The organism is Stappia indica, from assembly GCF_009789575.1.
Classification (GTDB): domain Bacteria; phylum Pseudomonadota; class Alphaproteobacteria; order Rhizobiales; family Stappiaceae; genus Stappia; species Stappia indica_A.
Window position 1 is genome coordinate 1470512 of the sequence record NZ_CP046908.1, and the last position, 25863, is coordinate 1496374.

The window sequence follows — 25863 nt, forward strand, 5'->3', positions numbered from 1 at the left end:
TCCAGTCTCGCCGGACACGGTTAATGCCAAGTTGCTCGCGCCGCAATTCGCGATTGCGTGAACTTGACGTCGCAGCGGGTACGGGCCCATATCTCCAGAAACTGGAGGTTTGCGATGTACTCTATCGGCGATCTTTCGCGGCAGACCGGCGTCAAGGTGCCGACGATCCGCTACTACGAGCAGATGGGCCTGCTGGAGGCGGCCGGCCGCACCGAAGGCAACCAGCGGCGCTACGACGCGGCGCACCGGGACCGTCTGGCCTTCATCAAGCATGCCCGCGACCTCGGCTTCACGCTCGAAGCCGTGCGCGAGCTTCTCGATCTCAGCGGCCATCCGGAGCGTCCCTGCACCCATGCCGACGAGATCGCCGCGCGCCAGCTCGACATCGTCCGCGACAAGATCACGCGGCTGCAGCGGTTGGAAAACGAACTGTCCCGTATGGTCGGCACCTGTCACGGCGATCATGTGAGGGATTGCTACGTCATCCGCTCGCTGGCGAACCACGAGATGTGCAGCACCGACCATTGACGCCCCCCCCCCCCTGCCCGTCGACGCAGGCCGGAAAAAAGAGCGACGCGCCCTCTTGATCCTCTAGTCGCTAGAGGTCCTATTGTCCTGCTCCTGAACAACAGGAGTTGACGATATGAGCGCATCGCAGCGCCTTACCCGCTTCCGGGTGGAAGGCATGGACTGTGCAAGTTGCGCGGCAAAGATCGACCGCGCGGTCCGCCGCCTGCCCGAGATCTCCGATGTCCGCGTCTCGGTCGTGGCCGGCACGATGACCGTAGCCCATGGCGAGGGCACCGATCTTGCCGACGTCGCCCGCAAGGTCGACAGCCTCGGCTACCGCACCTCGCTGCTCGCCCGCGAGCCTGCCTCCGGCAGGGATGGCGAAAGTACCAGCGATGGCGCGGCCTGCTGCAGCGGGCACGATCACGATCATGGCGGCCATGACCACGACCATGGGGACGATCATGGCCACCAGCACCATCACGCCCGGATCGACGGCCCGTGGTGGCGCAGTTCCAAGGCACGGCTGACGATCCTGTGCACCCTGGCTCTCGCCGCGGCCTTCGCCGTCGCTCACATTTTCCCGCAGACCGCGTTCTGGAGCTTCACCCTCGCCATGGCGGTGGGGCTCGTGCCGATCGCCCGCCGCGCACTTGCCGGCGCGATGAACGGCAGCCCCTTCTCAATCGAGACCTTGATGACGGTGGCCGCAGCCGGTGCCGTCGTCATCGACGCTGCCGAGGAAGCGGCCGTGGTCGTCGTGCTGTTCCTGATCGGCGAGCTGCTCGAGGGCATCGCCACCGGCCGTGCCCGCGCCTCGATCCGCGCCCTTGCCGAGCTGATGCCGAAAACCGCCCTGCTGGAGCGCGACGGCACGACCGAGACGGTTCCGGCCGACAGCCTCAAGGTCGGCGCTGTGGTGCTGGTGCGTCCCGGCGACCGGGTCCCGGCCGACGGCACCGTCCTGTCGGGCGAAAGCGCGGTCGACGAGGCCCCTGTGACCGGCGAATCCGTGCCCAAGCGCAAGGAGCCGGGCGACACGGTCTTTGCCGGAACGGTGAACCAGGAGGGCGTGCTGCGCGTCGAAGTCACTGCCACTGCGGCCGACAACACCATCTCCCGCGTCATCGCCCTCGTCGAGGAGGCGCAGGAGTCCAAGGCTCCGACCGAGCGCTTCATCGACCGCTTCTCGCGCTACTACACGCCCGCCGTCATGGTCGTCGCCGCGCTGATCGCCGTGCTGCCGCCGCTCCTCGGCGGGGCGGACTGGGCCACCTGGATCTATCGCGGCCTTGCCGTCCTGTTGATCGGCTGCCCCTGCGCCCTCGTCATCTCGACCCCGGCCGCCATCGCCGCCGCGCTTTCGGCCGGCGCCCGCCGCGGCCTCCTGATGAAGGGCGGCGCCGTACTCGAAGGGCTCGGCCGCATCGACCATGTCGCCTTCGACAAGACCGGCACGCTCACAGAAGGCAAGCCGCAGGTCACGGATATCGCCGGCATCGACATGGACGAACGCGAGGTGCTCCGCCTTGCCGCCGCCCTGGAGGCCGGATCCAGCCATCCGCTGGCCCGCGCGATCCTCGCCCGGGCGCAAGCCGACGGCATCGCCGTGACGCCCGCCTCCGATGCGGCCGCCCTTGGCGGCAAGGGCGTCACCGGCATGCTGGAGGGGCGCCGGCTGCTCCTCGCCTCCCCGCGTGCCGCCGCCGAGACCGTGCCGCTGGGCGGCGCGCTGGCGGCGCGCGTCGCCGCGCTCAACGACGACGGCAAGACGGTTTCCCTGCTTCTGGTCGACGGCAGGATCGCCGGCCTCGTCGCCCTGCGCGACGAGCCGCGCGAGGACGCCGTCGGGGGCCTCGCGGCCCTGCGAGGGCTGGGGGCAGAGGCCGTGATGCTGACCGGCGACAACGCCCGCACGGCGAGCGCCATTGCGGCTGCGCTCGGCATCGAGGCCCGGGCGGAACTGCTGCCGCAGGACAAGCAGCGGATCGTCATGGAGATGCGAGGCAAGGGTTACCGGGTCGCCAAGGTCGGCGACGGCATCAACGATGCCCCCGCGCTTGCCGCTGCCGATATCGGCATCGCCATGGGCGGCGGTACCGATGTCGCGCTGGAGACCGCGGATGCGGCGATCCTGCACGGCCGCGTCACCGATGTCGCCGACATGATCGTCCTGTCCCGTGCGACCATGCGCAACATCTGGCAGAACATCACCATCGCGCTCGGCCTGAAGGCCGTGTTCCTGGTGACCACCGTGCTCGGCATCACCGGCCTGTGGCCGGCCATCCTTGCCGACACCGGCGCCACCGTGCTGGTGACCGCCAACGCCATGCGCCTGCTCGCCTGGCGCGGAACGAAGTGAAGAGGTGCTCCCCGGGGCCTGGCGACAGGCCCCGGGGAGCGCGATGATCCCTCAGGCCGTGCGTTCAGCCTCCGGCGCGGCAGCGGCTGCCGCCTCCTTCCTCCGCGTCCACCAGTCGCCGAGCAGAAGCAGGATCGGCGCCGCTATGAAGATCGACGAGCTCGTCGCGATCACCACGCCGAACAGCATCGGCAGGGCGAAGTTCTCCACCGCATTGCCGCCCCATATCGCCATCGGCAACATGGCCAGGAACGTGGTGGCCGACGTGAAGAGACAGCGCGCCAGCACCTGGTTGATGCTGAGGTCGATGATCGACCTCAAGTCCCGCTTCTTCGACATGCGGATGTTCTCGCGCATGCGGTCGTAGACCACCACCTTGTCGTTCACCGAATAGCCGATGATGGTCAGCAGCGCGGCAATCGCCGTGAGGTTGAAGTCCAGCCCGAACAGAGCGAAGAAGCCGACCGTCTTTGTCGTGTCCAGCACCAGCGTCGCGATGGCGCCGATGGCGAAGTTCCATTCGAACCGCCACCAGATGTAGGCGAGCATGGCAAGGCTGGCGAGCACCACGGCGATGACGCCGTTGCGCGCCAGCTCGCCGCTGACCTTCGGCCCGACGACCTCCGTCCTCTCGATGCCGATGCCCGGATCGATCCGCTGCAGCGTGTTACGAACCTCGCTTACCGCGCGGGTCTGGGCGGTCTCTCCGCCCTCCTGCCGCTGGATGCGGATCAGCACGTTCTCGCCGATCTGCTGCAGCGACACCTCGCCGAGATCGAGCCGGCCGAGTTCGTCGCGCAGGCTCGCGAGGCTGACGCCGTCAGGCGTCGATGCCTCCACCTGGATGCCGCCCTTGAAGTCGATGCCGTAGTTGAGGCCCGGCTTGATGAACAGGCCGATGGAGGCGAGCGACAGCACGATGGAAAGCCCGATGCCGAAGAAGCGCGCCTTCATGAACGAGATCGAGGTCCCGTCCGGCACGATGCGGATCAGCGGCTCGACCGAGATCGTCTTGAGCTTGCGCCGGCGCACCCACTCGGTCATCAGGATGCGCACCACCGCAACGGCGGTGAACATCGACACGCAGATGCCGATCATCATGGTGATCGCGAAGCCGCGCACCGGCCCCGAGCCGAACAGGAACAACAGACCCGTTGCGATCAGCGAGGTCACATTCGCATCGACGATGGTGGAATAGGCCCGGCTGAAGCCACGGTCGAGGGCGGCGAAGGCGCTGGCACCGGCCCTCGCCTCCTCGCGTATGCGCTCGTTGATCAGGATGTTGGCATCCACGGCAAGGCCGATGCCGAGAATGATGCCGGCAATGCCCGGCAGGGTCAGCGTCGCCCCCAGGAGGCTGAGCAGGCCGACAGTCAGCGCCACGTTGAGGAACAGCGCGAAATTGGCGAAGAGGCCCCAGCCGCCGTAGAGCGCGACCATGAAGACCACCACCGCCGCAAAACCGGCAAGGCCGGTAACGATACCCATCTCGATGACGTCGCCGCCGAGATCCGGGCCGACCGTGCGCTCCTCGATGACGACCAGAGGCACCGGCAGCGCACCGGCACGCAGCAGCGCCGACAGGACCACCGTATCCTCGACGGTGAAGGAGCCGCTGATCTGGCCGGTGCCGCCGGTGATCGGTTCGCGGATCACCGGGGCACTCAGCACCTTGCCGTCGAGCACGATGGCGAAGGGCTTGCCGACATTCTGGCTGGTGATGCGGGCGAACTGCCGCGCACCGGAACTGTCGAAGCGGAAGCTGACGATGGGCTCGTTGGTGCGCTGGTCGAAGCCGGCGCGGGCATCGGTCAGATGATCGCCGCCGAGCGCGACCCGATCCTCGACCGCAACGCGCCGTCCGGTCTTTTCCTCCGGCAACAGGCTGACGCCCGCCGGCAGGCGGGCCCCGGGAACGGTGTCCGCCACCATGTGAAAGGACATCTGGGCGGTGGAGCCGAGCAGCTCGCGCAGCCGGGTCGGGTCGTTGAGGCCCGGCAGCTGGACGAGGATGCGGTCGGCGCCGACCCGCTGGATCGTCGGCTCGGCAACACCCACCTGGTCGACGCGCTGGCGGACGATCTCCAGGCTCTGGTCGATCGCCTGGTTCAGCCGGTCGCGAAAGCCCGCCTCGCTGAAGCCGAGCCGGATACGCTCGCCTTCGGTACTCATCTCGATGTCCGAGACGGCGGGGCCGAAGCCGCCATTGGCAACGGGCGTCGCCAGATCGCGCAGCTGCTTGACGATGCCGGCGCGGGCCGCCTCGTCGGGAACAGAGACCGCGACGCCGTCGCCGACCCGGCGCACGGTGCCTTCTACCTGCTCCTTGCGCAGCAGCGCCCGCGCCTCGGCAACGAGGCTCTTGAGCCGGTCGGCCTTGAGCGCATCCGCATCGACCTCGAGGACGAGATGCGACCCGCCGCGCAGGTCGAGGCCGAGCGTGACCTGCTGTTTGGGGAACCAGCCCGGCAGCCGTTCCAGCTGGGCAGGCGTGAACACGTTGGGCAATGCGGCGAGCAGCCCGAAGAGAATGATGAGAGTGTAGGTCACGAGGACCCATCGGGACGTTTTCATTGTCTGATCCGAAGCAAAGGATATCGGGCGGGCGCCCACGGGACGCCCGGCAAAACCGGCTCGGAAAGCCGGACGATCAGACAGGAAGAGGCGGTCCCCGCGCGCGGGCGCAGTGCGGGCCGGAAGCGCCCGCGGCATCTCGCCTCGACGCACCGACGGCGGCGATCCAGGTTGCGGGCAGCTCGACGGGATCTGCGGCCAGTTGGTCGCGCGGATCGGGACCGGTCGACGTGTTCAGGCCCTGGCGTCGGAGGCTCGTCTGGAGCTGGTGGCGTGCCCGGTCGCGGTCGATGACCGCGCGGGGCGTCGTCGCACCGCCGCCGAGGCGGCTTTCACCGCTGGCCTGCGAGGGTGCTGCCGGAGCGCCTCCAGGCATAGCTCCGCCACCTGCCGCCGCCAGCAGGAGCAGCAGCGCAGGCAGCAGGAGCCAAGGCAGGAAGCCACGGTCGGCGGCGCGGCTACGCCGCCCGACGACAGTCCGCAAGCGGTTCATGTGATGACGGCAGGTCTCGTGCGGGCCTCAGCCCGCGGCGGCCGGCAACACGACTTCGGCAACCCCGGAGACCGTCAGGATCACCCCGCCCATGAGGAGCGCGGTGATCGCCAGCGCCATGACCGAGGCCATGCCCGGCTGGGCGGCAAGAACGGCGAACATGCCCTTCTCGCGGGGGGTGCTGTAGACGATGGAAAAGATTGCGGCCAAGAAAATGGCCAGCCCTACGGTGATCTGCATGGGATGTCTCCGCGCCGGCACGCCCGCATCCTCTTGCGGCACGCGCCCTGAAATCGCTCGCCGCTCGAAGGCGGCATCGGCAGGTTTCAGGCGGAAACGGGAGGCGCGCGCGGCGCATGCGCGGCTCCGGCACGCCCCGGAACAGCCGCGCAGCAGGCAATCAGCCCAAGGTCGCCGCCCGCCACGATTTCGGCGGGCATGAGCGGAACCAGGGCCACCGCGTCGTCGTGGTCGCTGCCCGAGGGCGGCGACACAGGAAGGGACCGCTGGCGGATGTCGTGGTCCAGCTTCGGCAGCACGGCCGAGGCGGCGGAGCCGATGTCGTTGGCGACAACGGTCTGGACGAGCTTCGGCGTCGGATAGCGCGCGCCGTAGGGAACGGCGGCGGAAAACGCAAAGAGCACCGCCAGGAATGCGATGATCCATCGCTCCGGGCGGAGCGGGCGTCTGGCATCCGTTCCGTTCGTCGTCATCCCGCCAACCTACACCATCGGCCGGCGAAAAACGACGGGAATAGCGTGCAGGCAGCGCTCGGCCCCGCCGCGCCCTCCCCGCCACACCTTCCCCAGGGCGTCGTCCTATCGCTCGACGATCACGGCAATACCCTGCCCGCCGCCGATGCACATGGTGACGAGGCCGTAGCGCCCGCCGATCCGCTTCAGCTCGTGCACCAGCTTGACCATCAGGATGGCACCCGACGCGCCGATCGGATGGCCGAGCGCCACGGCCCCGCCATTCGGATTGGTCCTGTCCTCGGGCAGGCCGAGCTCGCGTGCAACCGCCAACGCCTGCACCGCGAAGGCCTCGTTGGATTCGATCACATCCATGTCGGAGACCTGGAGCCCCGCCCGCATCAACGCCTGGCGCACCGCGGGCACCGGTCCCATGCCCATGAGGCCGGGCGCAACGCCGCCGAGCCCGTAGGCAACGATCCGGCCCAGGCTTTCCAGCCCGCGCTCGGCGGCGCGGTCCGCCTCCATCAGCACCAGCGCCGCGGCCCCGTCGTTGATGCCGGAGGCGTTGCCGGCGGTCACCGAGCCGTCCCGGTCGAAGGCGGGGCGCAGCTTCGACAGGTCCTGCGGCGCAACATCGGTGCGCACATGCTCGTCCGTGTCGAACACGGCGTCCGCCCGTCCCTTGCGCACGGTCATCGGCAGGATCTGCTCGCGGAACCGTCCTTCCGCGATGGCCTGCGCCGCCCTGCGGTGGGACTTGAGAGCGAACGCATCCTGCGCCTCCCGGTCGATCCCCTTCTGCCGGGCGATGTTCTCGGCCGTATTGCCCATGTGACCGTTGCCGAACGGATCGGTCAGCGCGCCGACCATCATGTCGGTCGCGGAAACGTCGCCCATCTTCTGGCCGAAGCGGGCCTGGCTCATCAGGTGGCCGGCGCGGCTCATGGACTCCGCCCCTCCAGCCAGCGCCGTATCGGCATTGCCCAGCATGATCGCCTCTGCCGCCGTCACGATGGCCTGCAGGCCGGAGCCGCACAGCCGGTTCAAGGTGAGCGCCGGCGACATCTGCGGCACCCCCGCGCGCAAGGCGACGACGCGCGACAGATACATGTCCTCCGGCGCCGTGTGGATGACGTTGCCGAACACCGCCTGGCCGATCTCGTCCGCCGGCACGCCCGCCCGGGCGATGGCCTCGCGCGCAACGGCCGCCCCCAGCTCGCACGGGGCAAGCCCGGAGAGTGCGCCCGCGAAATCTCCGATGGCGGTGCGGACGGCGGAGGTGATGACGACGTTTCTGGTCATGGTGATGTCTTTCGAAAAGGAAGTGGGCGCGGCAAGCCGGGAGGTGATCCGCCACGCGGGAGGAACCGGACGCGAAAGCCCGGCCGACAGGTCAGGCGATGGCGAAGCCGCCATCGACCCTCAAGGTCACGCCGTTGATGTAGCTGGCGGCCGGCGACACCAGGAAGCCGACGGCCTCGGCCACTTCCGACGGTTCTCCCCAGCGAGCCATGGGAATGCGCGCGAGGATCGGTCCGGCCCGTTCCGGCGTGTTCATCGCGTTGATCGACATGCGCGTCTTCACCCAGCCGGGCGCCACCGCATTGGTGCGTACGCCGTCGGCAGACCAGGCGGCGGCAAGCGCACGGGTGAAGGAATCCACTGCCCCCTTGCTCGCCGAATAGGCCGGATTGCGCGAGGAGCCGAAGGTCGACCACATGGAGGCGAAGTTGACGATGGCCCCGCGCCGCGCCTTCAGCGCCCCTTCCAGCGCGAAGCAGATTTCCTGGGTACCGCGCAGGTTCACCTCCATCACCCGGGCAAAGCCCTCGTTGGTGAACTCCTGCCCCTCGTGGACGATGATGCCGGCCGCCGTGACCAGCGCATCGACCGCATCGAACTCGCGGGCGAGCGCCGCGATGGCCGCGCTGTCGGTGACATCGAACCTTCGTTCCTCGTGCAAGGGATGGTCGATCTTTTCCTCGACATCGAGGCCGAGCGACACCACCCGGTAGCCGTCATCCAGCAGCTTGCGCACGCAAGCCTGCCCCAGTCCCGTGCCGCCACCGGTCACGAGCGCGATCTTTCCTGGCTGTTCCATCGCCGTCAAAGTCCCAGATAGGTTGAACGTAGATGCGGATCGGCAAGCAGTTCCTGCCCTCCGCCCTGCTTGGCGATCTCGCCGTTCTCGAGCACGTAGGCGTGGTCCGCCATCTTCAGCACCTGGAAGATGTTCTGCTCGATGATCAGGATCGAAAGGTCGCGATGGCGGATCTGCTCGATGGATTCCATCAGCCGCGACACCATGATCGGGGCAAGGCCGAGCGAGGGCTCGTCCAGCGCCAGCACCTTCGGCAGCGCCATCAGCGCCCGGCCGACCGCGATCATCTGCTGCTGCCCGCCCGACATGGTGCCGGCCCGCTGCCGCGCCCGCTCGCGCAAGATCGGGAACAGCTCGAAGACCTCTTCCATGGTCTCCTCGCGCCGTGCACGTGCGCGTTTCGAATGCGCACCGACCATCAGGTTCTCGGCGATGGTCATCTCCGGGAACAGCTGCTTGCCCTCTGGCGACTGCACGAAGCCGGCCTCGACCACCTTGTGCGGCGCCAGGCCGCCGATCGGCTCTCCGTTGATGCGGACCTCGCCGCCCCTCAGGGGAAGAAGGCCGGAGATGGTCTTCAGCAGCGTCGTCTTTCCAGCCCCGTTGGCACCGATCAGCGCAACGACGGACTTCGGCGGCAGGGCGATGTCGATCCCGCGCAGGACCTCGACATCGCCATAGCCGGCCCTGATACCAACGCCCTCAAGCACCGGGGATGTCATGGTTCTCTCCGAAATAGGCTTTCAGGACTTCCGGCTTGGAAACGACGGCGGCCGGCTCGCCTTCCGCGATCAGCTCGCCGTGGTCGAACACGATCACCCGGTCGCTCAGCGACATGATCACCTTCATCACGTGCTCGACGATCAGGATCGAGACACCCCGGTCGCGAACCTTGCGGACCAGCTTGACCATCTCTTCGGCTTCCGAGGGCGTTGCCCCGGCCACCACCTCGTCCATCAGCAGAAGCTCGGGCTCGGTGCACAGCGCCCTGGCCAGTTCCAGGCGGCGCCGGTCGAAGGCGGTGAGGTTCTGCGCCTCCGTCTCAACCAGCGGCCCGAGCCCCAGGAAGTCGGCAACCTCGAGCGCCCTTTCCCGGTTGCGCGAACGGTCGGTGTGCCGGGCGAAGCCGCCCACCATCAGGTTGTCGATGACGGTCATGTCGCCGAAGGGCTTGGACAGCTGGAACGTGCGCGCCACGCCCGCCTTGCAGACATCCCAGGGCTTGCTCCCCGTCATGTCGCGTCCGTCGAAATGGACGCTGCCCGCGCTCGGCTTCAGGAAGCCGGCGATCATATTGAACGCCGTCGTCTTGCCGGCGCCGTTCGGTCCGATCAGGCCGAGGATCTCGCCCCGGCGCATCGAGAAGCTGACGTCCTTGACCGCCTGCAGGCCGCCGAACCACTTGCTCAGCCCTTCGACGCGAAGGATTTGCTCGCTCATTTCGCGCCTCCCGCGACAATCCTGCGGAAGAGCTTGCGGACGGGATCGATGGCGCCCTTGGGGAAGTAGAGCACGCAAGCCATCAACGCGAAGCCGTAGACGACCAGATGCAGGCCGAGCAGTCCGCCGCCGAAGGCGCCCCGTGCCAGCTCCGAAATGGGCGTCAGGATCGCCGCCCCCAGGAGCGGGCCGAGCACGGTGCCCTGGCCGCCGATGATCGCCATCACCGCCATGTCGATGGACAGTTCCAGCCCCATGCTCCGCTCCGGATTGATGTAGCGGAAGAACTGGGCATAGAAGCTGCCGCCGATCGCCGTCATGAAGGCGCTGAGCGCAAAGGCGATCGAGGTGTAGCGGGTCGGGTTGACGCCGAGCGCCTCGGCCGCATCCCGGTCGCCGCGGATCGCCTTCAGGCAGAAGCCGAGCTTGGAGCGCTCCATCCAGGCCGTGGCGGCGAGCGCCAGCGCCAGGAAGGTGAGGATGATGTAGTAGTAGGGCACCTTGCCGGAGAACTGGAACGCCCAGAAATCGTCGCCCCGGTTCGGGACGATCAGTCCTTCCGCGCCCTTCAGCGGAATGCCGGCGAAGTCGTTGGTGTTCTCCACCCAGATGCGGACGATCTCGGCGAAGGCGATCATCGTCAGCGTGAAATACGGCCCCTTCAGACGGAAGGTCGGCAGCCCGATCAGCACGGCGAGCACCATCGCCAGCACGCCGCCGAACAACATGCCGAGCCAGGGGCTGAGGCCGAGCTGGGTGAACATCAGCACGCTGACATAGCCGCCGACGCCGTTGAACATGGCGTGGCCGAGCGACAGCTGGCCGACATAGCCGCAGACCAGGTTCCAGGACGTCGCCATGTAGGCGAAGAACAGGATCATGATGATCGAGTGCAGCGTGAAGCTGTCGGTGACCACCAGCGGCACGAAGGCCAGCCCGGCCACGATCACGAGGAGCACATGCGTCTGCGTCAGGCGCAGGCCGCGTGCCTGTGGTGTCTTGTCGAGTGCAGCGAACCGGGTCATGCGCGCCCCATGATGCCCTGCGGGCGAAAAACCAGGATGAGGATGAACAGCACCAGCGAGCCGATGGACGCGGAGGTGGCCGTGACGAACTGCGAGGCGACGGCCTCGAACACGCCGATGACGATGCCGCCGACGATCGCGCCCGAGATGCTGCCGAGCCCGCCGAGCACCACCACCACGAAGGACTTGATGCCAAAGGCGAGGCCGATGGACGGGGAAATCGGCAGGAACGGCGAGATCAGGGCCCCGAACAGGCCCAGGATCGAGCAGCCGATGCCGAAGGTGACCGCGTAGACCGCCGGCACGTTGATGCCCGACATCGACGCCGCGTCGCGGTTCTGCGCGGTCGCGCGGATCGCCCGGCCCATGTCCGAATGGCGCAGCCAGTAGGAGATGCCGAGCGCCACGACGAAGGCCGCGAGCGCGCCGATCAGCCGCTGACCCGAGATCGGGATGCCGCCGATGAAGATCGTGGGAATGTAATAGGCGCCTTGCAGCGCCCTGACGTCCGGCCCGAAGGCCATCAGCGCCATGTTGTCCATGACGAGGAAGACGCCGGCCGTCAGCAGCAGGGCACTGAGCGGCTCCACCACCATCGCGCTCTCGCGCCGGATCAGCGGGGCGATGACCACAGACTGGACCATGTAGCCGAGGGCGAACATCACCGGCACGGTGATCAGCGCCGACAGGTAGGGGTCCATCCCGAGCAGGCTCCAGCACCAGAACGAGATGTAGAGCGAGAGCATCAGGAACGAGCCGTGCGCGAAGTTGACCACGCGCAGGACGCCGAAGATCAGGCTCAGTCCAAGGGCAACTCCACCGTATATGGCCCCCTGCAGGAGGCCGTTGACCACGGCGTAGGATAGAATGAAGGCGTCCATTTCGTTCGTCTTCCCGAGAATGCAGGCGCAAGGCGCGAAAGGCGGGACCGGAGGACGCGCCGACAGCAACGGCCGGCGCGCCCATCGGCGAGGGTCAGCGCTCGGACCAGCCCGGAACCGGCCACACGGGGGTCGTGCCGCCAGCGCGATTGGCCTTCGGCCAGATGGTCTGGCGCTCGCCATCGAGGTTCTGGGAGATCACGCCATGGGCGAAGGTGTTCTGCCCCTGCTCGTCGAACTTGATCCGCTGATAGCCGGTGATCAGCGCCGGCCCTTCCTGGATGTCCGTCCCGACAAGCGCCTCGCGCAGCTTCTCGCGGTCGGCAGACCCGGCCCGCTCCAGCGCATCCGCGATCACGTAGATCGCCGAAAAGCCCTGGGCGGAATAGGCCGACAGGCCATAGCCGAGCGCCTCGACAGAGGCCTCGTTCGCCGCCTGGATCACCGGATCGTCGGTCACCTTGAGCTTGTCGATCTGCCAGTCTTCCTGGACGAAGGCGTAGGAAACAGCTTCAGCCGGCAGCGCCTTGTAGAAGGAGGGATCCTCCATGCCGCCGCCGACCGAATGCACGCCGAACGGCAGGTCGAGGCGCTGCTCCATCATCTGGCGGGTGAACAGCAGATGGTCGGGCGTGTAGAGCGCGACGATCACCGCATCGGGCCGTGCCGCGCGGATCTTCAGCAGCTGGTTGCCGAAGTCGGTCTGGTTCGGCGGGGCCGCCTCGTCGAGGACGATCTCGTAGCCGCGCTCGGCGGCGATCTTCTTGACGTTGGCCGCATGCGAACGACCCCAGTCGGAGCCCTCGTAGAGCATGGCGATGGTCTTCGGGCCCGTGCCGGTCTCCTCCTTCAGCAGGTCGATGGCGTCGATCTGCTCGCGGGCGTCGTAGGTCGCCTTGTTGTTGATGCGGAAGACATACTTGAAGTCGCGCTCGGTGATCTCGTCCTTGACCGAACCGACCACCACCCAGGGCGTCTTCATCCGCTCGGCGACCTCGGTCGCCGGGAAGGTCACCGCGCTGTTGAACGCGCCGCACAGGACCGAGACATTCTCACGCGAGATGACGCGCTCGGTCTCGGTCACGCCGACATCCGGCTTGGACTGGGAATCGGCGAACACCACCTCCAGCGGCGCACCGTCGAGCGCCTTGATGCCGCCGGCCTCGTTGATCAGGCGGGTGGCGATCTCGGCGCCCACCCGCGTCTGGTTGCCGACCGCCGCCGAGCCGCCGGACAGCGGCAGCACGCAGCCGACCTTCACCGGATCGGCAGCCTGCGCCACCGAGCCCAGCGCAGCGACAGCCGCGCCTGCCAAGAGAACGCGCTGCAGCGCCTTTCCCAGGTTTCCAGAAAGCATGTTCACTCCTCCCATTTGCCGCCCGGGCAGTTTCCCGGGACGTGGAAATTTCTTCCCGCGGCCAGTATTTCGGCCTTTGAAAACGGGGCAACGCAGTCACTGGCTTCCACCACGTACCAATTCGCCCGCCCGCTCGGCGCCGCCAGGAAAAATCCATCAGATTCAATGCATTGAAAGATCAGGAGAGATGGCTCCACTCGCCGCACGGCCGCTCGGGCGCACGTTCGCGGTCACCCGCTCCGGTGACGGAGCAGGTACGGGAACGGCAGTTGCCGGACGCGAAGGATCGGGCGCGCGGAACGGTGTTCCGAGCGGGTGCTTTGTCCGCTGGCGTGCGGGGCTCCCTGTCGCCTTCAGGGCCGCTTTCAGGCGGCCAGCGTCTCGATCCGGCGGATCGCGGCGGCCAGCATCTGCGGGGTCACCAGGCGGTCCAGATTGGCCAGATGCGGGGCGACCATCGTCCACTCCGCCATCTGGTCGATCTCGGCGCCGGACGGCGCCTTCATGCCCAACTCGGGCAGCGAGGCCGGCAGGCCGATCTGGCGATAGAACGCCATCAGGTCGAGGATCTCCTCGTCGCCCCGATCCTCCGCCGCCCACTGCACCAGGAGCGCCCAGGCGATCTGGTAGCCGTGGATCGCCTCCATCGCGTCGCGCGTCCTCACCAGCCCCCGCGTCAGCGAATGGGCAAGCGACAGCCCGCCATTCTCGAAGCCGAGACCGCTCATCAGGACGGTAGCCTCCACCACCGCCTCCAGATCCGCATCCGCCTCGCCCCGCCCGCAGGCAGCAACAGCCGCCGCGCCGTGCCGGCGGATGGTCGTGTAGCAGCGGTCGGCGATGGCGATGGCGGTCAGCAGCGGGCGCGTGCCGAACGGCGTCACGCCGGTTCCCGCCAGGCAGCCGTCGGCCTCGAACTTCTTGGAGATGGCATCGCCGATGCCGGCCAGCAGGAAGCGGACCGGTGCCTTGGCGATCAGGTCCGTATCGACCAGCACCAGGTCGGGGTTGCGCGCCATCCTGTCGACGGCGACCATCACGTGGTGCTCGTCGTAGATGGCGATGGAGGCGCTGGTTGGGGAATCGTTGGAGGCGATGGTCGGCACGGTGAAGACCGGCTTGCCGAGCAGTTGCGCAACGCCCTTGGCCGCGTCCAGCGACTTGCCGCCGCCCAGACCGATGACGAGGCTGACCTCCTCGCCCCGGACCTGATCGCCAAGCCCGGCGATGGCTGCGCGGGTGATCTCGCCCTCCAGCACCAGCAGCCGCGGCCGCAAGCCCGCGCCCATCATGGCGGAGGTCACGCGCTCGCCGAGCATCGCCACCACATGCGCATCGCCGATCAGCACCGGCACCGCGCCATAGGGCGCGGCATGTTCGGCCAATACGTCGATGGCACCCGGCCCCTGCAGATAGCGCGAGGGCGCGCCGAAGAGGCGCAAGGCGGAGGGCGCGGTCATCGCACCAGCCTCATGGCATGGTCGGCGCCCAGGCCGCAGCTCTCGTAGTGCCGGCGCGTCGCCTCCAGCTTGGTGAAGACGTCCTCGTAGCCCATCGCCCGCCCTTCCGGGTCGACATAGACGTAGCCACCGGTGACGTGGAACAGGGTGATCATCTCCTCCACATCGTCGGGCACGATCAGCGTATGGGTTTCGCCGGCCGGCTCGAACGCATAGCTCGACGGCACCGCCTCCCAGTCGTGCTCCAGATAGCGCCAGCGGCCACGCAGCGTGATCGCATGGACCGGACCGGCATGGCGATGCCGGGAGAGAACGCCGGAGCTGCGCACGCGCAGCAGATTGACGAAATAGCCCTGGCTCACGCACAGGAGCAGCGGCTTGAAGGCGACGCCGTTGGCCTGCGGCACCCACTCGCGCTCGTCCCCGTCGAGATCGAGAGCGCCGGGCACGAAGGCGTCGTCGATCATCCCGAACGGCGGCGGCCCCATATAGGCCTGCTTCGCCGGATCCATCCCTGCCGAAACGTTGCGGCTGTCCATGTCTTCTCCCTCCCTTTTTGCTGTCCCGCTTGCCGGCATCCTCGGGCCGGCGCGGAGGCTGCCTCCTATCCCCCTCGGATGACCTCCAGAAAGCGCGGCAGGTCGACCTGGTACTTGGCCTCCAGGTATTCCTGCGAGCCGCATTCGAAGAAGCCGTCGGCAAGGCCGATGCGCGACAGCGGCTTGCAGATGCCGGCGTCGTAGAGCGCCTCGATGACGAGGGTGCCGAGGCCGCCCGTCGTCTTGTGGTTCTCCGCGACGATCAGGCGCTTGTGACGGCGGGCGAACTCCAGCACCCCGGCACTGTCGAAAGGCTTGATCGTGCCCACATGCAGCAGGCCGACATCGCGCCCCTCCCCGGCGACGATCCTCGCCGCGTCCAGCGCGCGGGCGCTCATGTAGCCGGTGGCGATGATGCCGGTCTCGCCGTCGCCTTCCCTCAGAACCTTCGCCTTGCCCACCTCGAAGCGGTAGTCGGCAGGCAGTTCCACCGGCACCTTGCCGCGCAGGTTGCGCACGTAGACCGTGCCCGGAATGTCGGCGACGGCCCGCACCACCTGCTTCAGCTCGGTCGCGTCGCACGGATCGATGATCGTCAGGTCGGCGATGCCGCGCATCATGTTGAGGTCTTCGGTCGCCTGGTGGGTGGCGCCATAGCCGTTCACCAGGCCGGGCATGCCGGCGAAGATCTTCACATTCGCCCGCGAATGGGCACAGGCGATCGCGACGAAGTCGTAGGCTCGCCGCGTGATGAAGACCGAATACGTGGTGCAATAGGCGATCTTGCCGACCTTGGAGAGACCGGCGGCGATCATGATCAGGTTCTGCTCCGCCATGCCGACATTGAAGAACCGGTCGGCATGGGCATCGCGGAACGGCAGGATGTCGCTGTAGCGGCCCATGTCGGCGGTCAGGCCGACGATCTCCGGCCGGCTCGATGCCATCTCGGCCAGCGTGTTGCCGAACGGGGCGAGCTCGGTCGCCTTGCCGGCGACCTCGACGATCTCGCCCATGCCGCGCGTGCGGTCACCGAGGGTCTTGCTCTCAGGCATTTTCTCTCTCCAGTTCCTCGATCAGCGAGTCCCACTCGTCGTTGCCGACACGCACGAAATGCGCCCGCTCGCGGGCCATGATCGTGGGAATTCCGAAGCCCGGCGTGGTGCGCAGCACGATGGCCTTCGGCTTGCCGTTGGCCTCGCGGCAGGCCGCCAGCGCCTCGACCAGCGCCGCCATGTCGTTGCCGTTGATCTCGTAGGTCTCGAAGCCGAAGGCCCGCATCTTGTCGGCGACCGGCTCGATGGCGACCGTTACCGGTCCGTCCGCCTGAATGCCGTTGCAGTCGATCAGCGCCACCAGCCTGTCGCACTTGAAGGTCGCCGCACCCATGGCGGCCTCCCAGGTCGAGCCCTCGTCCAGCTCGCCGTCGGAGAATTCGCAAAAGACGCGGGCGGACGAGTTGTCCAGCCGCAGGCCCATCGCCATTCCGACCGCCTGCCCCAGCCCGTGGCCGAGCGAACCGCCGACGATCTCCACGCCGACGGTCTCGTCGAACGTGCTCATCGGCAGGGCCGAGCCGTTGAGGCCGTAGGTCGGCAGCTCGCCGTCTTCCAGATAGCCGGCCTCGGCCAACACCGCGTACATCGCGATGGAATAGTGCCCGGTGGACAGCAGGAAGCGGTCGCGGTCGTGCCAGTCAGGATTGGCCGGATCGTGCCGCATCTCGTGGAAATACAGGGCGGCGAGGCAGTCGGCGATACCGAGCCCCTGGGCGATGTATCCCTCGCCCTTGCCGGATGCCATGCCCATCATCTTGCGTCGCAGGTTGAGCGCGCGCGCCTTCAGCGCCGGCACGTCCGGTCCGCTCGGCGGGTGATTGCGGAGTTCCATCGCCACTGGATCCTTGCCTTTGGGAACTGTCGGATCCGGAAACCGGCCGCACCTGTGGGGACACGCGCGAAGGCCGATGCCGGGACGGGTCGGGACGGCGGGGAAAGTCTGGCCTCCCGAAAGACAAGGGCACTATACGAACCGTCTCCGGCCTTGCGCCGGCCCTGCTGGCCTTCGCGGCAGACCACAGGCGTTCCCCGGAAGGCCTTCGGCCGGCCGGCGCGCATTGGTCCTCTCCCGTGGCCAGCCGCGAGATTGCGGCAAGGCCCTTGCCCGTGACGCAGTAGGGCGCTCATCCGCAACGGGAGAACAAGATGCCGATTGTCGACATGAAGATGCTGGAAGGGTTTTCGCAGGATCAGAAGGAGGCGATGTACGCGGAAGTCACGGACGCGCTCTGCCGCACCCTGGGCTGCCGGCCGGACCAGGTCCGCATCATGGTGAGCGACCTTGCCACCGGCGACTTCGCGATTGCCGGCAAGAGCGTTGCCGCGATGCGTAAGGCGCCGCCTTCCTCCTGATCGGGGAAGACACGAGACCGGGCCGGATCGCTCCGGCCCGGCGATCCCGGCCTTACGCCGGGCTTTCGAACAGCTTGCGCAGCTCCGCCTTCAGCACCTTGCCCATCGGGTTCTTCGGCAGCTCGTCGAGGATGCGCCAGTGGCGCGGGCATTCGTAGTCGGCGAGCTTTTCCCCGCATAGTGCCCGCAGCGCCTCGACATCGACCTCGCTCCCTTCCGCCGGCACGATGCAGGCGGCGACGTCCTCGCCGAGCGAGCGGTGCGGCACGGCAACCACCGCCGCCTCCTTCACTGACGGGCTGGAATAGAGCACCTCCTCGACCGCGATCGAGGCGATCTTCAGCCCGCCGCGATTGATGATGTCCTTCAAACGGTCGGTGAAGAACAGGAAGCCGTCCGCGTCGAGATAGCCGACGTCGCCGGTGCGGATGCCGCCGAGGTCGAAGGCCTTCGCGGTGCCGTCCGGATTGCGGAAATATCCCGCGGCGACCGCCGGCCCGCGAATGACGATCTCTCCCCGCTCGCCGCTCGCCAGTTCCCTGCCAGCCTCGTCGACAATGGCGATGCCGCAATGGGGCATCGCCCGGCCGACCGAGCCGAACTTCGCGAAGGTCTCGTCCGGCAAAAGCACCGTTCCGTTCGGCCCGCTTTCGGTCATGCCGTAGATCTGCACCTGCTCCACATGCGGCCAGCGGCGCGCCAGCTTCTCCGCCACCTCGCGCGGCATCGCCGAGCCGCCATAGCCGATGCGCCGCAGCGAGGAGACGTCGTAGTCTCCCTTGGCGACCTCCTCGATCATGAAATGCACGACCGACGGGACCCCGTGATAGAAGCTCGAGCGCTCCCGAGCGATCAGGTTGAGCCGGCCCGCATTGTCCAGCACTCCCTCGAAGACGAGCCCCGCACCGCTGACCCAGGCCGACGAGCAGCCGAGATTGAGCCCGGACGAGGTGAAGAACGGCCAGCCGCCCTGGTAGAGATCGCCCGGCCTCAGGCCCAGCGCTTCGGAGCTGCATATGCCGGAAGCGATGGTCGTGCGATGCGTGTGCATCACCGCCTTCGACTTTGCCGTCGTACCGGAGGTGAACAGCAGCGAGGCGAGCGTATCCGGGTCTTGCGGGGCCGCCGGCGCCTTCTCCTGCAGATGGTCCTCGGGCCGCGGCCAGGGCGCGGCGTTCCCCTCGCCCGCACCGTCTCCGTCGACGACGAGCAGCAGCGCCCGCCCGTGGGCGGCCCGCATCCGCGGCATGTCGCCCGCGCGGCAGACGATGGCGACCGGATCGACCAGCTCCATCGCATGCTCGATCTCGCCGGCCGAATAGCGGGTGTTCAGCGGAGCGATGGTCGCGCCCAGGCGAAACAGGCCGAGCGCCGTCAGGATCGCCTCAAGCCCGGCATCGTTGTCGAGGAAGACGGCGACCCGCTCGCCGGCGGCGATGCCGCGCGCGCTCAGGCCGGCCGCGACGGCCTCCATGTGCCCGACCAGCTGGGCATAGCCCAGCCGCTCGCGATGGCCCGCGACCGAGCGCGCCGATAGCGCGATAGCCGTCGGCCGTTCGCGGGCGTGCCACTCCAGGAGGGCCGGCACCGTCATTTCGAGAAGCTTGTCTGGTTTGCGCATTCCTGCCTCGTCTGCGGCGACGTTTACGTCGGTGATTTGGCCGCACTCTGCCAAATCGATCAGGCGGTTGGAGGCGGGTTTTGGTCTCTTCTGCGGACCAATGGTCAGGTTGCCCGCACTGGGGGCGATGGCCAGAAATTGCCGCAAAAGGAGCAACCCATGACAATTTCCAGACAGATGCGGATCCATGCCTATGGCGGGCCGGAAATGTTCCGCGCCGACCAGGTGGAGCTGCCCGAGCCGCAAGCCGACGAGGTGCTGGTCCGCCAGCATGCGGCCGGCGTCAATTTCATCGACGTCTACCACCGCAAGGGCGTCTTTCCGCTGCCCGCCCTGCCCGGCGCCATCGGCGTCGAGGCGGCCGGCGAGGTTCTCGCCTGCGGCTCCGGCGTTACCGCCTTTGCCCCCGGCGACCGCATCGCCTATGCCGGCCCGCCGATCGGTTCCTATGCCGACATGCGCATCATGAAGGCGAAAGGCCTCGTGCGCCTGCCGGACGGGATCGGCTACGAGGAAGCCGCCGCGATCATGCTCAAGGGCATGACGGTGCACATGCTGATGACCCGGGTGCGCAGGCTCTCGGCCGGCGACACCATCCTCATCCACTCGGCCGCCGGGGGCCTCGGACAGTTGCTCGGCCAGTGGGCCGCCTCGCTCGGCGTGCGGGTGATCGGCACCGTCGGTTCGCCCGACAAGGCCGAGATCGCCCGCCAGTCGGGATGCGCTGAGACCATTCTCTACAAGGAGGCCGACTTCGTTGCCGCGGTCGACGAGCTGACCGGCGGCGAGGGTGTCGACGCGGTCTACGAGGGCTTGGGCGGCGACATCCTCACCCGCTCGCTCGGCTGCCTGAAGCCGTTCGGCCACGCGGTCAATCTCGGCCAGGTCGGCAAGCCGCTCGACAGCGTGGCCCTGGCGGACCTCGGGCCGCAGCGCTCGCTCACCGTTTCGGTTCCCGGCGTCTTCGCGCATCTGCGCACCTGCAAGGACCTGCAGGGCGCCGCCGACGAGATGTTCGCGCAGGTTCTCAGCGGCAACATGCGCCCGCGCATCGGCGAGCGCTTCGCCCTGTCCAACGTCGCCTCCGCCCATGCCAAGCTCGAGGCGGGCCGCACCGCCGGCGCCATCGTGCTCGTGCCATGAGCAGCACGCCGCTTCCCGACTATCCCATGTGGCAAGGCGCCATCGTCCGCCATGCGGACCTCGACCCCAACGACCACGTCACCAATTCGGTGATCTGCTCGTGGTTCGACGACGGGCGCTACGTCCTGCTGCGCCGCCACCTGCGGCCCGTGGTGGAGGCGAGCGACTATTTCGCGCTGGTCATGCTGGAGATGCACTTCCTACAGGAGGTGCGCATGTTCGACGAGCCGCGCGTCGGCACCGCGATCACCCGGATCGGCCGCAGCTCCATCGCCATGCAGCAGCACCTTTTCGTCGGGGAGCGGATCGCCGCAACCGCCACCTCCGTCACGGTGCTCGGCGACGGCGTCGCCCGGCGGGCGCGCCCGCTCTCCGAAGCGCATCGCCAGGCGCTCGCCCCCTTCATGCTGGCCGAGGCCCCGTAGGCGCGCCGCGCGATTGGTCCGCGTCCCACACCAGCGCCGAGCTTGTGCCCAGACGCGCCGATGGCATCCAGTGCCCCCGACGAACACTCACAGGACATCACGCCGATGGATGACTTCTTCACCGCCGAGGAACGCGCCTTTCGCGAGATCGTGCGCGCCGAAATCGCCGCGATGTTGCCGGAGCATCTGGCCCGGCACACCCGCTCCCACCTGCACATGCCCCGCGAGGTGATGGCCGAGTGGAACCGGATCCTGCATTCGCGCGGCTGGTCGGCCCATCACTGGCCCAAGGAATTCGGCGGACCAGGCTGGACGCCGATCCAGCGCTTCATCTTCGAGTCCGAGCTTGCCCGCGCCGACGCGCCGCCGCTCAGCGTCTTCGGCATCTATCTCGTCGGTCCGACGATCTTCAGCTTCGGTTCGCCGGAGCAGAAGGCGCGCTACCTGCCGGGCATCCTGTCGGGCGAGGAGTTCTGGTGCCAGGGCTATTCGGAGCCGGACGCCGGGTCCGATCTCGCCCGGCTGCGCACCACCGCCCGCAGGTCCGGCGACAAGTGGATCGTCAACGGCCAGAAGGCCTGGACCAGCGAAGGCCACTTCGCCGACCACATGATCCTGCTGGCGCGCACCAACATGGAGGTGAAGCCGCAGGCAGGCCTTTCCCTGTTCGTCGTGCCGATGGATGCGCCCGGCATCACCATCCAGCCGGTCATCACCATCGACGGCGCCCATTCGGTCAACTCCGTCTTCCTCGACGACGTGACGCTGGATGCCTCCGCCCTGATCGGCGAGGTCGACCAGGGCTGGACCTACGCCAAGTTCCTGCTGAACAACGAGCGCACCAACAACGCCCAGATCCACAAGTCGCGCCGCGAGTTCGACCTTTTGCGCGCCCGCATCGAGACGGAGAAGGGCGAGATCCCGGCAGCCTGGCGCGAGCGGGTCGCCCGGATCGAGACAGACCTTGCCGCTCTCGAGATCACCGTGCTGCGCGTGCTCGCCGACGAGACGGACGGGCGCGAGCCCGGCGCCAAGGCCGCCATTCTCAAGGTCATCGGCTCGCAGCTCCAGCAGGCGATCAGCGAGCTCGCGATGGAAGTGCTCGGCGAGGAGGCGGTCGCCACCGGCCTGCCGCTCGCCAACGACAATGACGGCTACGGCGCCTATTGGGCCGAGAAGCATCTCTTCCGCCGGGTCGTGACCATCTACGCGGGCACCAACGAGATCCAGAAGACCATCATCGCCAAGACCGTTTTCAAAGGATGACGACCATGCGCCGCTCCCACGACCAGAGCGAGACCGACAGCCTGCTGCGTGCCAGCGCCCGCGAGTTCGCCCGCGAACGCGAAGACGCACGACCGGACACCGCCGGCAACTGGCGCGCCTTCGTCGAGGCCGGCTGGCCCGGCATGGGCCTCGACGAGGCGAGCGGCGGGCTCGGCGCCGACCTGCACCAGTGCTGCCTGGTCCTGCAGGAGGCCGGCCGGGCGCTTCTGACCGAAAGCGCCGCCGCCGACATTCTCCTCGCGCCGCGCCTGGCGCAGCGCGCCCCCGCCATTGCCGCCCTGATGCCGGCCCTGCTGGACGGCAAGGCCCGTTTTGCCCTCGCCGGTGCGGCCGAGACCGGCTTCTCGCTCAGTGCCGACGGCAGGGTCACGGGCCGCTCGGCCCTCGTGCCGGGCGCCGACCGGGCAACCCATCTCCTGTTCCTTGCCGAAGCCGGCGAGGGTGCCCGCTTCTGCCTTGCCGAGCGCGGCACGGGCGGCCTCCACATCCATCCGGCCCCGCTGCTGGATGGGCGCACCGCCGCCCGCATCGACCTCGATGCGGCCGATACCGACGAGATGACGGTCCTGTGCACCGGCAAGGAGGCTTGCGGCATCGCCGCGGAGCTTGAGGCGCTTCTCCTGTGCGGTGCGGCGAGCGAGGGGCTCGGCGCCTTCGAGGCCGCCTTCGAGATGACCGCCGACTACGTGCAGACGCGCCAGCAGTTCAAGCAGCCGCTCGCCTCCTTCCAGGCGGTCGAGCACACCATCGCGGACGTCTATTGCGAGCTGGAGAAGTTCCGCTCGCTGCACATGGCGATGGTCAGCGCCCTGTCGGAGGGCGGCACGTCCAGCTCCATGGCTGTGGCCCATGCCCGCCTCTTCCACGCGAGCAACGTCGTCCAGGCGGTCGGCCGGCTCATCCAGATCACCGGCGGCATCGCCGTCACCGAGGAATACAAGCTCGGCCGCATCTATCGCCGCCTGCAGAGCGACGCAGCCCTGTTCGGCGGCGTGCGCCGTCCCATCGAGATCCTTGCCGGCACGCCCATGGCAAAGCCGGCCCCCCTTCACTGAAACGGGACCACCAGCATGAAGACCTACCCCCTCGAGGAACGCTACGAAACGCTGAAGATCAGCCGCGACGGGCGCAAGCTGACCATCACCATGAACCGCCCCGACTTCCTCAATGCGGCCGACACCGTGCTGCACGAGGAACTGGCGCATGTGTTCTACGACGTGGCCGTCGACCCCGACAGCGACATCATCATCCTGACCGGCGCCGGCCGCGCCTTCTCCGCCGGCGGCGACATTCCCTGGATGCGCGATGCCATCGCCAGGCCGGAAATGTTCGAGCAGACCGCCCGCGAGGCCAAGCGCATCGCCTTCTCCATGCTGGAGCTGGAAAAGCCGCTGATCGCCAAGGTCAACGGCCACGCGACCGGGCTCGGCGCCACGCTGGCGCTGCTGTGCGACGTCGTCTTCGCCTCGTCCCGGGCCAAGATCGGCGACCCGCACGTCTCCATCGGCTTCGTTGCCGGCGACGGCGGCCCCGCCCTGTGGCCGCAGCTGATCGGCTACGCCCGCGCCAAGGAGTATCTGATGACCGGCGACCTGATGCCGGCGGCGGAGGCCGAGCGCATCGGCCTGATCAACCACGTGGTCGAGCCGGAAGAGCTGGACGCCCGCGTCGACGCCTTCGCCGACAAGCTGGCGAACGGCGCCACCAAGGCCATCCGCTGGACCAAGACCCTGGCCAACCTGGAGCTGCGGCGCATCGTCGGCGCGGTGATGGATCCGGGCGTCGCCTACGAGGCCCTGTCCAACAACACCGCCGACCACCGCGAGGCCGTCGAGGCCTTCCTCGCCAAGCGCCAGCCGGTCTTCACCGGCAAGTAGGCAGCGGGCGGCCCCCTCAGGGCCGCCTCCCCACCTCCGGCAGAAATGCAAAAACCGGACCTTCTCAGGTCCGGTTTTCGTTTTCGGCTGCGGTCGAAGCCTGCCTCAGGCCGCCGACGAACGCACCATGTAGGCATCGTAGTTGTTCTGGAAGAAGCGCACATGGCGCTCCATCGCATCGCGCGCGCCGTCCTCGTCGCCGGCGAGGATCGCCGAGACGATGGCCTCGTGCTGCTTCAGCAGCACCTCGCGCGGACCGCGCAGGTCCGGATGCTTCAGCGTGTAGACGAAATAGTTCGTCACCGTGCCGCGCAGCACCTCGTTGACGAAGAAATGCAGCGCGCTGCCGGCCGAGCGGGCGATGGTGAGGTGCAGGTTGAGGTCGAGATCGATGGAGCGGTCGAGCGAGTCGATGGGCCGGCGCATCTCGGCAAGGATCCGCCGCAGGTCCGCCTTGTCCTTCTCGCTCGCATGCCGCGCCGCACGCCGGGCCGCCCACACCTCCTGGAAGTGGCGCAGGTTGCACAGCAGCTTGAACTCGCGGACGCTGGCGTCAAAACAGTCGCGCGCTTCCCTCACCGCCTCCTCGTCGCCCTTGGCCGCGCGGGTCCAGAAGCGCTCGCGCGAGGTGACGATGCCGTCTTCCTTCAGCTTCTGCAGCGCATGGCGGATCGACACGCGGCTGACGCCGAAGACGTCCGCCAGCCGACGCTCGCCGATCAGCACGTCCTCCTCGCGCCCTTCGGCGCGCGCCAGCATGCCTGCGATCTCGCGGGCGATGATGTCGCTGAGCTTTTCCGGCTGGTGGGCGCTCAGCTCCCGCAGCACGAGATCCGTGTCGGCCGCCCGCCGGGCCGGACCGCCCGCACCGGCGATCACCGCCGTGCGGATGATGCGGTTGTAGTCGCGCATGGCGAGGACCAGCGCCGCCTTGTCGCCCGCGCGGGCGGCCACGACCATGGCGCCGGCCGCCTCCGCCAGCTGGTCGGCGATGCGGTCGATGGGCGGGACAGAGTTGTAGTAGCAGCGATAGCCCCGCGCCATTCGCCGCAGCAGCAGTTCAAGGCCGGGGCTGCGCGAGGCGCGCGCCAACTGGCAGCGCACCCGGTATTCGGTTTCGGGATCGAACCGGCGCGAGGAGCGCGCGACCCCCAGCAACGGCTGCAGGATGGCGGCGACCTCAGCCGCCTGTTCCGACAGATCCACCCACTCGGCCAGGAACTCGTCGAGATAGGCGCAGAAATTGCCGAGATCGTTGACGTTTTCCAGGTTCGCCGCATAGAGCTGGTCGAGCTTTTCCGACGAGCGCACGACCCGCGTCCCCGCCCCTTGCACGGATTCGATGTAGCCGTTCTCCTTCAGCCGGTCGAGCGCCGAGCGCACGCAGATGCGGCTGACGGACAGGGTTTCGGCGATCTGTCGCTCGGGGGGAATGCGCGCACCGGGGGCAAGGCGTCCGTCGGCGATCAGCCCGAGCAGGTTGACGGCCAGCCGGTCCGAGAGTTCGGACTTCTTCTGCAGCTGCATGCGCAACCGGCTGGAGCGGCCGAGCCCGTCCATCTCGATGGGACCCTGGCTTTCTCCGCGCAGGAGAACCAGCTTCAGATCCAGCATTTCGTTCATGCCAAACTCCTCCCCACAAGTCTGACCGGCCCTGCCCCCGCC

General features: G+C 68.0%; 23 protein-coding genes and 1 pseudogene. 8 read left to right on the forward strand and 16 right to left on the reverse strand.

The annotated features are described in order from the left end of the window. Positions 1-114 precede the first annotated feature (114 nt). Entirely contained in the window at positions 115-528 is a 414-nt protein-coding gene (locus GH266_RS06950) for a MerR family transcriptional regulator (protein ID WP_158193244.1), read from the forward strand. A 115-nt stretch (positions 529-643) separates the two neighbouring features. Further along, positions 644-2872 carry a heavy metal translocating P-type ATPase gene (locus tag GH266_RS06955; RefSeq protein WP_158193245.1) on the forward strand — a complete coding sequence of 743 codons (2229 nt, stop codon included), beginning with the start codon at positions 644-646 and terminating at the stop codon, positions 2870-2872. Between the two features lie 51 nt (positions 2873-2923). Here GH266_RS06955 and secD read toward each other — a convergent pair whose 3' ends face one another. The 14 genes from secD to GH266_RS07025 all read right to left on the reverse strand — a co-directional run bounded on the left by secD (position 2924) and on the right by GH266_RS07025 (position 17324). Further along, on the reverse strand, positions 2924-5446 hold the full coding sequence (gene secD / locus GH266_RS06960) for a protein translocase subunit SecD (protein ID WP_158193246.1): 2523 nt from the start codon (positions 5444-5446) through the stop codon (positions 2924-2926). Positions 5447-5966: 520 nt separating this feature from the next. Continuing rightward, entirely contained in the window at positions 5967-6179 is a 213-nt protein-coding gene (locus GH266_RS06965; RefSeq protein ID WP_158193247.1) for a hypothetical protein, read from the reverse strand. Between the two features lie 86 nt (positions 6180-6265). Then, positions 6266-6652 (reverse strand): hypothetical protein, encoded by a 387-nt coding sequence (locus GH266_RS06970; protein WP_158193248.1) that lies wholly within the window; start codon positions 6650-6652, stop codon positions 6266-6268. Between the two features lie 105 nt (positions 6653-6757). Beyond that, the gene (gene bktB, locus GH266_RS06975) at positions 6758-7936 is read right to left on the reverse strand and encodes a beta-ketothiolase BktB (protein WP_158193249.1); all 1179 of its coding nucleotides are present in this window, start codon (positions 7934-7936) and stop codon (positions 6758-6760) included. Between the two features lie 91 nt (positions 7937-8027). After that, on the reverse strand, positions 8028-8735 hold the full coding sequence (locus GH266_RS06980) for an SDR family NAD(P)-dependent oxidoreductase (RefSeq protein WP_158193250.1): 708 nt from the start codon (positions 8733-8735) through the stop codon (positions 8028-8030). Positions 8736-8740: 5 nt separating this feature from the next. Next, positions 8741-9457 (reverse strand): ABC transporter ATP-binding protein, encoded by a 717-nt coding sequence (locus GH266_RS06985; protein WP_083206048.1) that lies wholly within the window; start codon positions 9455-9457, stop codon positions 8741-8743. Next, positions 9438-10175 (reverse strand): ABC transporter ATP-binding protein, encoded by a 738-nt coding sequence (locus GH266_RS06990; RefSeq protein ID WP_158193251.1) that lies wholly within the window; start codon positions 10173-10175, stop codon positions 9438-9440. Before GH266_RS06990 ends, GH266_RS06985 begins: the two co-directional genes overlap by 20 nt. Continuing rightward, entirely contained in the window at positions 10172-11200 is a 1029-nt protein-coding gene (locus GH266_RS06995) for a branched-chain amino acid ABC transporter permease (RefSeq protein ID WP_158193252.1), read from the reverse strand. The genes GH266_RS06990 and GH266_RS06995 overlap by 4 nt, the downstream gene beginning before the upstream one ends. Beyond that, a complete protein-coding gene (locus GH266_RS07000) occupies positions 11197-12081 on the reverse strand; it encodes a branched-chain amino acid ABC transporter permease (RefSeq protein ID WP_097173676.1) in 885 nt (294 codons plus the stop codon). Before GH266_RS07000 ends, GH266_RS06995 begins: the two co-directional genes overlap by 4 nt. A 94-nt stretch (positions 12082-12175) precedes the next feature. Beyond that, positions 12176-13438, reverse strand: coding sequence for an ABC transporter substrate-binding protein (locus GH266_RS07005; RefSeq protein ID WP_158193253.1), 1263 nt, complete (start codon positions 13436-13438; stop codon positions 12176-12178). Positions 13439-13803: 365 nt separating this feature from the next. Then, complete coding sequence (locus GH266_RS07010) at positions 13804-14898, reverse strand: glycerol dehydrogenase (protein WP_158193254.1); 1095 nt, start codon at positions 14896-14898, stop codon at positions 13804-13806. Next, positions 14895-15437: a 2,4'-dihydroxyacetophenone dioxygenase family protein gene (locus tag GH266_RS07015; RefSeq protein WP_342354290.1), complete on the reverse strand. Its 543-nt coding sequence runs from the start codon at positions 15435-15437 to the stop codon at positions 14895-14897. Before GH266_RS07015 ends, GH266_RS07010 begins: the two co-directional genes overlap by 4 nt. Before the next feature lie 65 nt (positions 15438-15502). After that, positions 15503-16489 carry a transketolase family protein gene (locus GH266_RS07020; RefSeq protein WP_158193255.1) on the reverse strand — a complete coding sequence of 329 codons (987 nt, stop codon included), beginning with the start codon at positions 16487-16489 and terminating at the stop codon, positions 15503-15505. Next, positions 16482-17324, reverse strand: a complete 843-nt coding sequence (locus GH266_RS07025) for a transketolase (RefSeq protein WP_158193256.1) — start codon at positions 17322-17324, stop codon at positions 16482-16484. The genes GH266_RS07020 and GH266_RS07025 overlap by 8 nt, the downstream gene beginning before the upstream one ends. A gap of 311 nt (positions 17325-17635) precedes the next feature. On the opposite strand from GH266_RS07025, the pseudogene GH266_RS07030 reads away from it, so the two are divergent. Next, positions 17636-17845, forward strand: a pseudogene (locus GH266_RS07030) (tautomerase family protein); the annotation flags it as partial. A gap of 52 nt (positions 17846-17897) precedes the next feature. Here the strand turns inward: GH266_RS07030 and GH266_RS07035 are convergent. Further along, a complete protein-coding gene (locus tag GH266_RS07035; RefSeq protein ID WP_158193258.1) occupies positions 17898-19466 on the reverse strand; it encodes a class I adenylate-forming enzyme family protein in 1569 nt (522 codons plus the stop codon). A gap of 159 nt (positions 19467-19625) precedes the next feature. On the opposite strand from GH266_RS07035, the gene GH266_RS07040 reads away from it, so the two are divergent. Genes GH266_RS07040 through GH266_RS07060 form a run of 5 tightly spaced genes read left to right on the forward strand, consistent with a single transcriptional unit; the run spans position 19626 to position 24198 of the window. After that, entirely contained in the window at positions 19626-20609 is a 984-nt protein-coding gene (locus tag GH266_RS07040) for a quinone oxidoreductase family protein (RefSeq protein ID WP_158193259.1), read from the forward strand. Next, positions 20606-21034 carry an acyl-CoA thioesterase gene (locus tag GH266_RS07045; protein WP_158193260.1) on the forward strand — a complete coding sequence of 143 codons (429 nt, stop codon included), beginning with the start codon at positions 20606-20608 and terminating at the stop codon, positions 21032-21034. The genes GH266_RS07040 and GH266_RS07045 overlap by 4 nt, the downstream gene beginning before the upstream one ends. Before the next feature lie 60 nt (positions 21035-21094). Further along, positions 21095-22300, forward strand: a complete 1206-nt coding sequence (locus GH266_RS07050) for an acyl-CoA dehydrogenase family protein (RefSeq protein ID WP_158193261.1) — start codon at positions 21095-21097, stop codon at positions 22298-22300. A gap of 5 nt (positions 22301-22305) precedes the next feature. After that, positions 22306-23376, forward strand: a complete 1071-nt coding sequence (locus GH266_RS07055) for an acyl-CoA dehydrogenase family protein (protein WP_158193262.1) — start codon at positions 22306-22308, stop codon at positions 23374-23376. Positions 23377-23391: 15 nt separating this feature from the next. Beyond that, positions 23392-24198: an enoyl-CoA hydratase/isomerase family protein gene (locus GH266_RS07060; RefSeq protein ID WP_158193263.1), complete on the forward strand. Its 807-nt coding sequence runs from the start codon at positions 23392-23394 to the stop codon at positions 24196-24198. Positions 24199-24303: 105 nt separating this feature from the next. Here GH266_RS07060 and GH266_RS07065 read toward each other — a convergent pair whose 3' ends face one another. Further along, positions 24304-25821 (reverse strand): FadR/GntR family transcriptional regulator, encoded by a 1518-nt coding sequence (locus tag GH266_RS07065; RefSeq protein ID WP_158193264.1) that lies wholly within the window; start codon positions 25819-25821, stop codon positions 24304-24306. Positions 25822-25863: the final 42 nt, after the last annotated feature.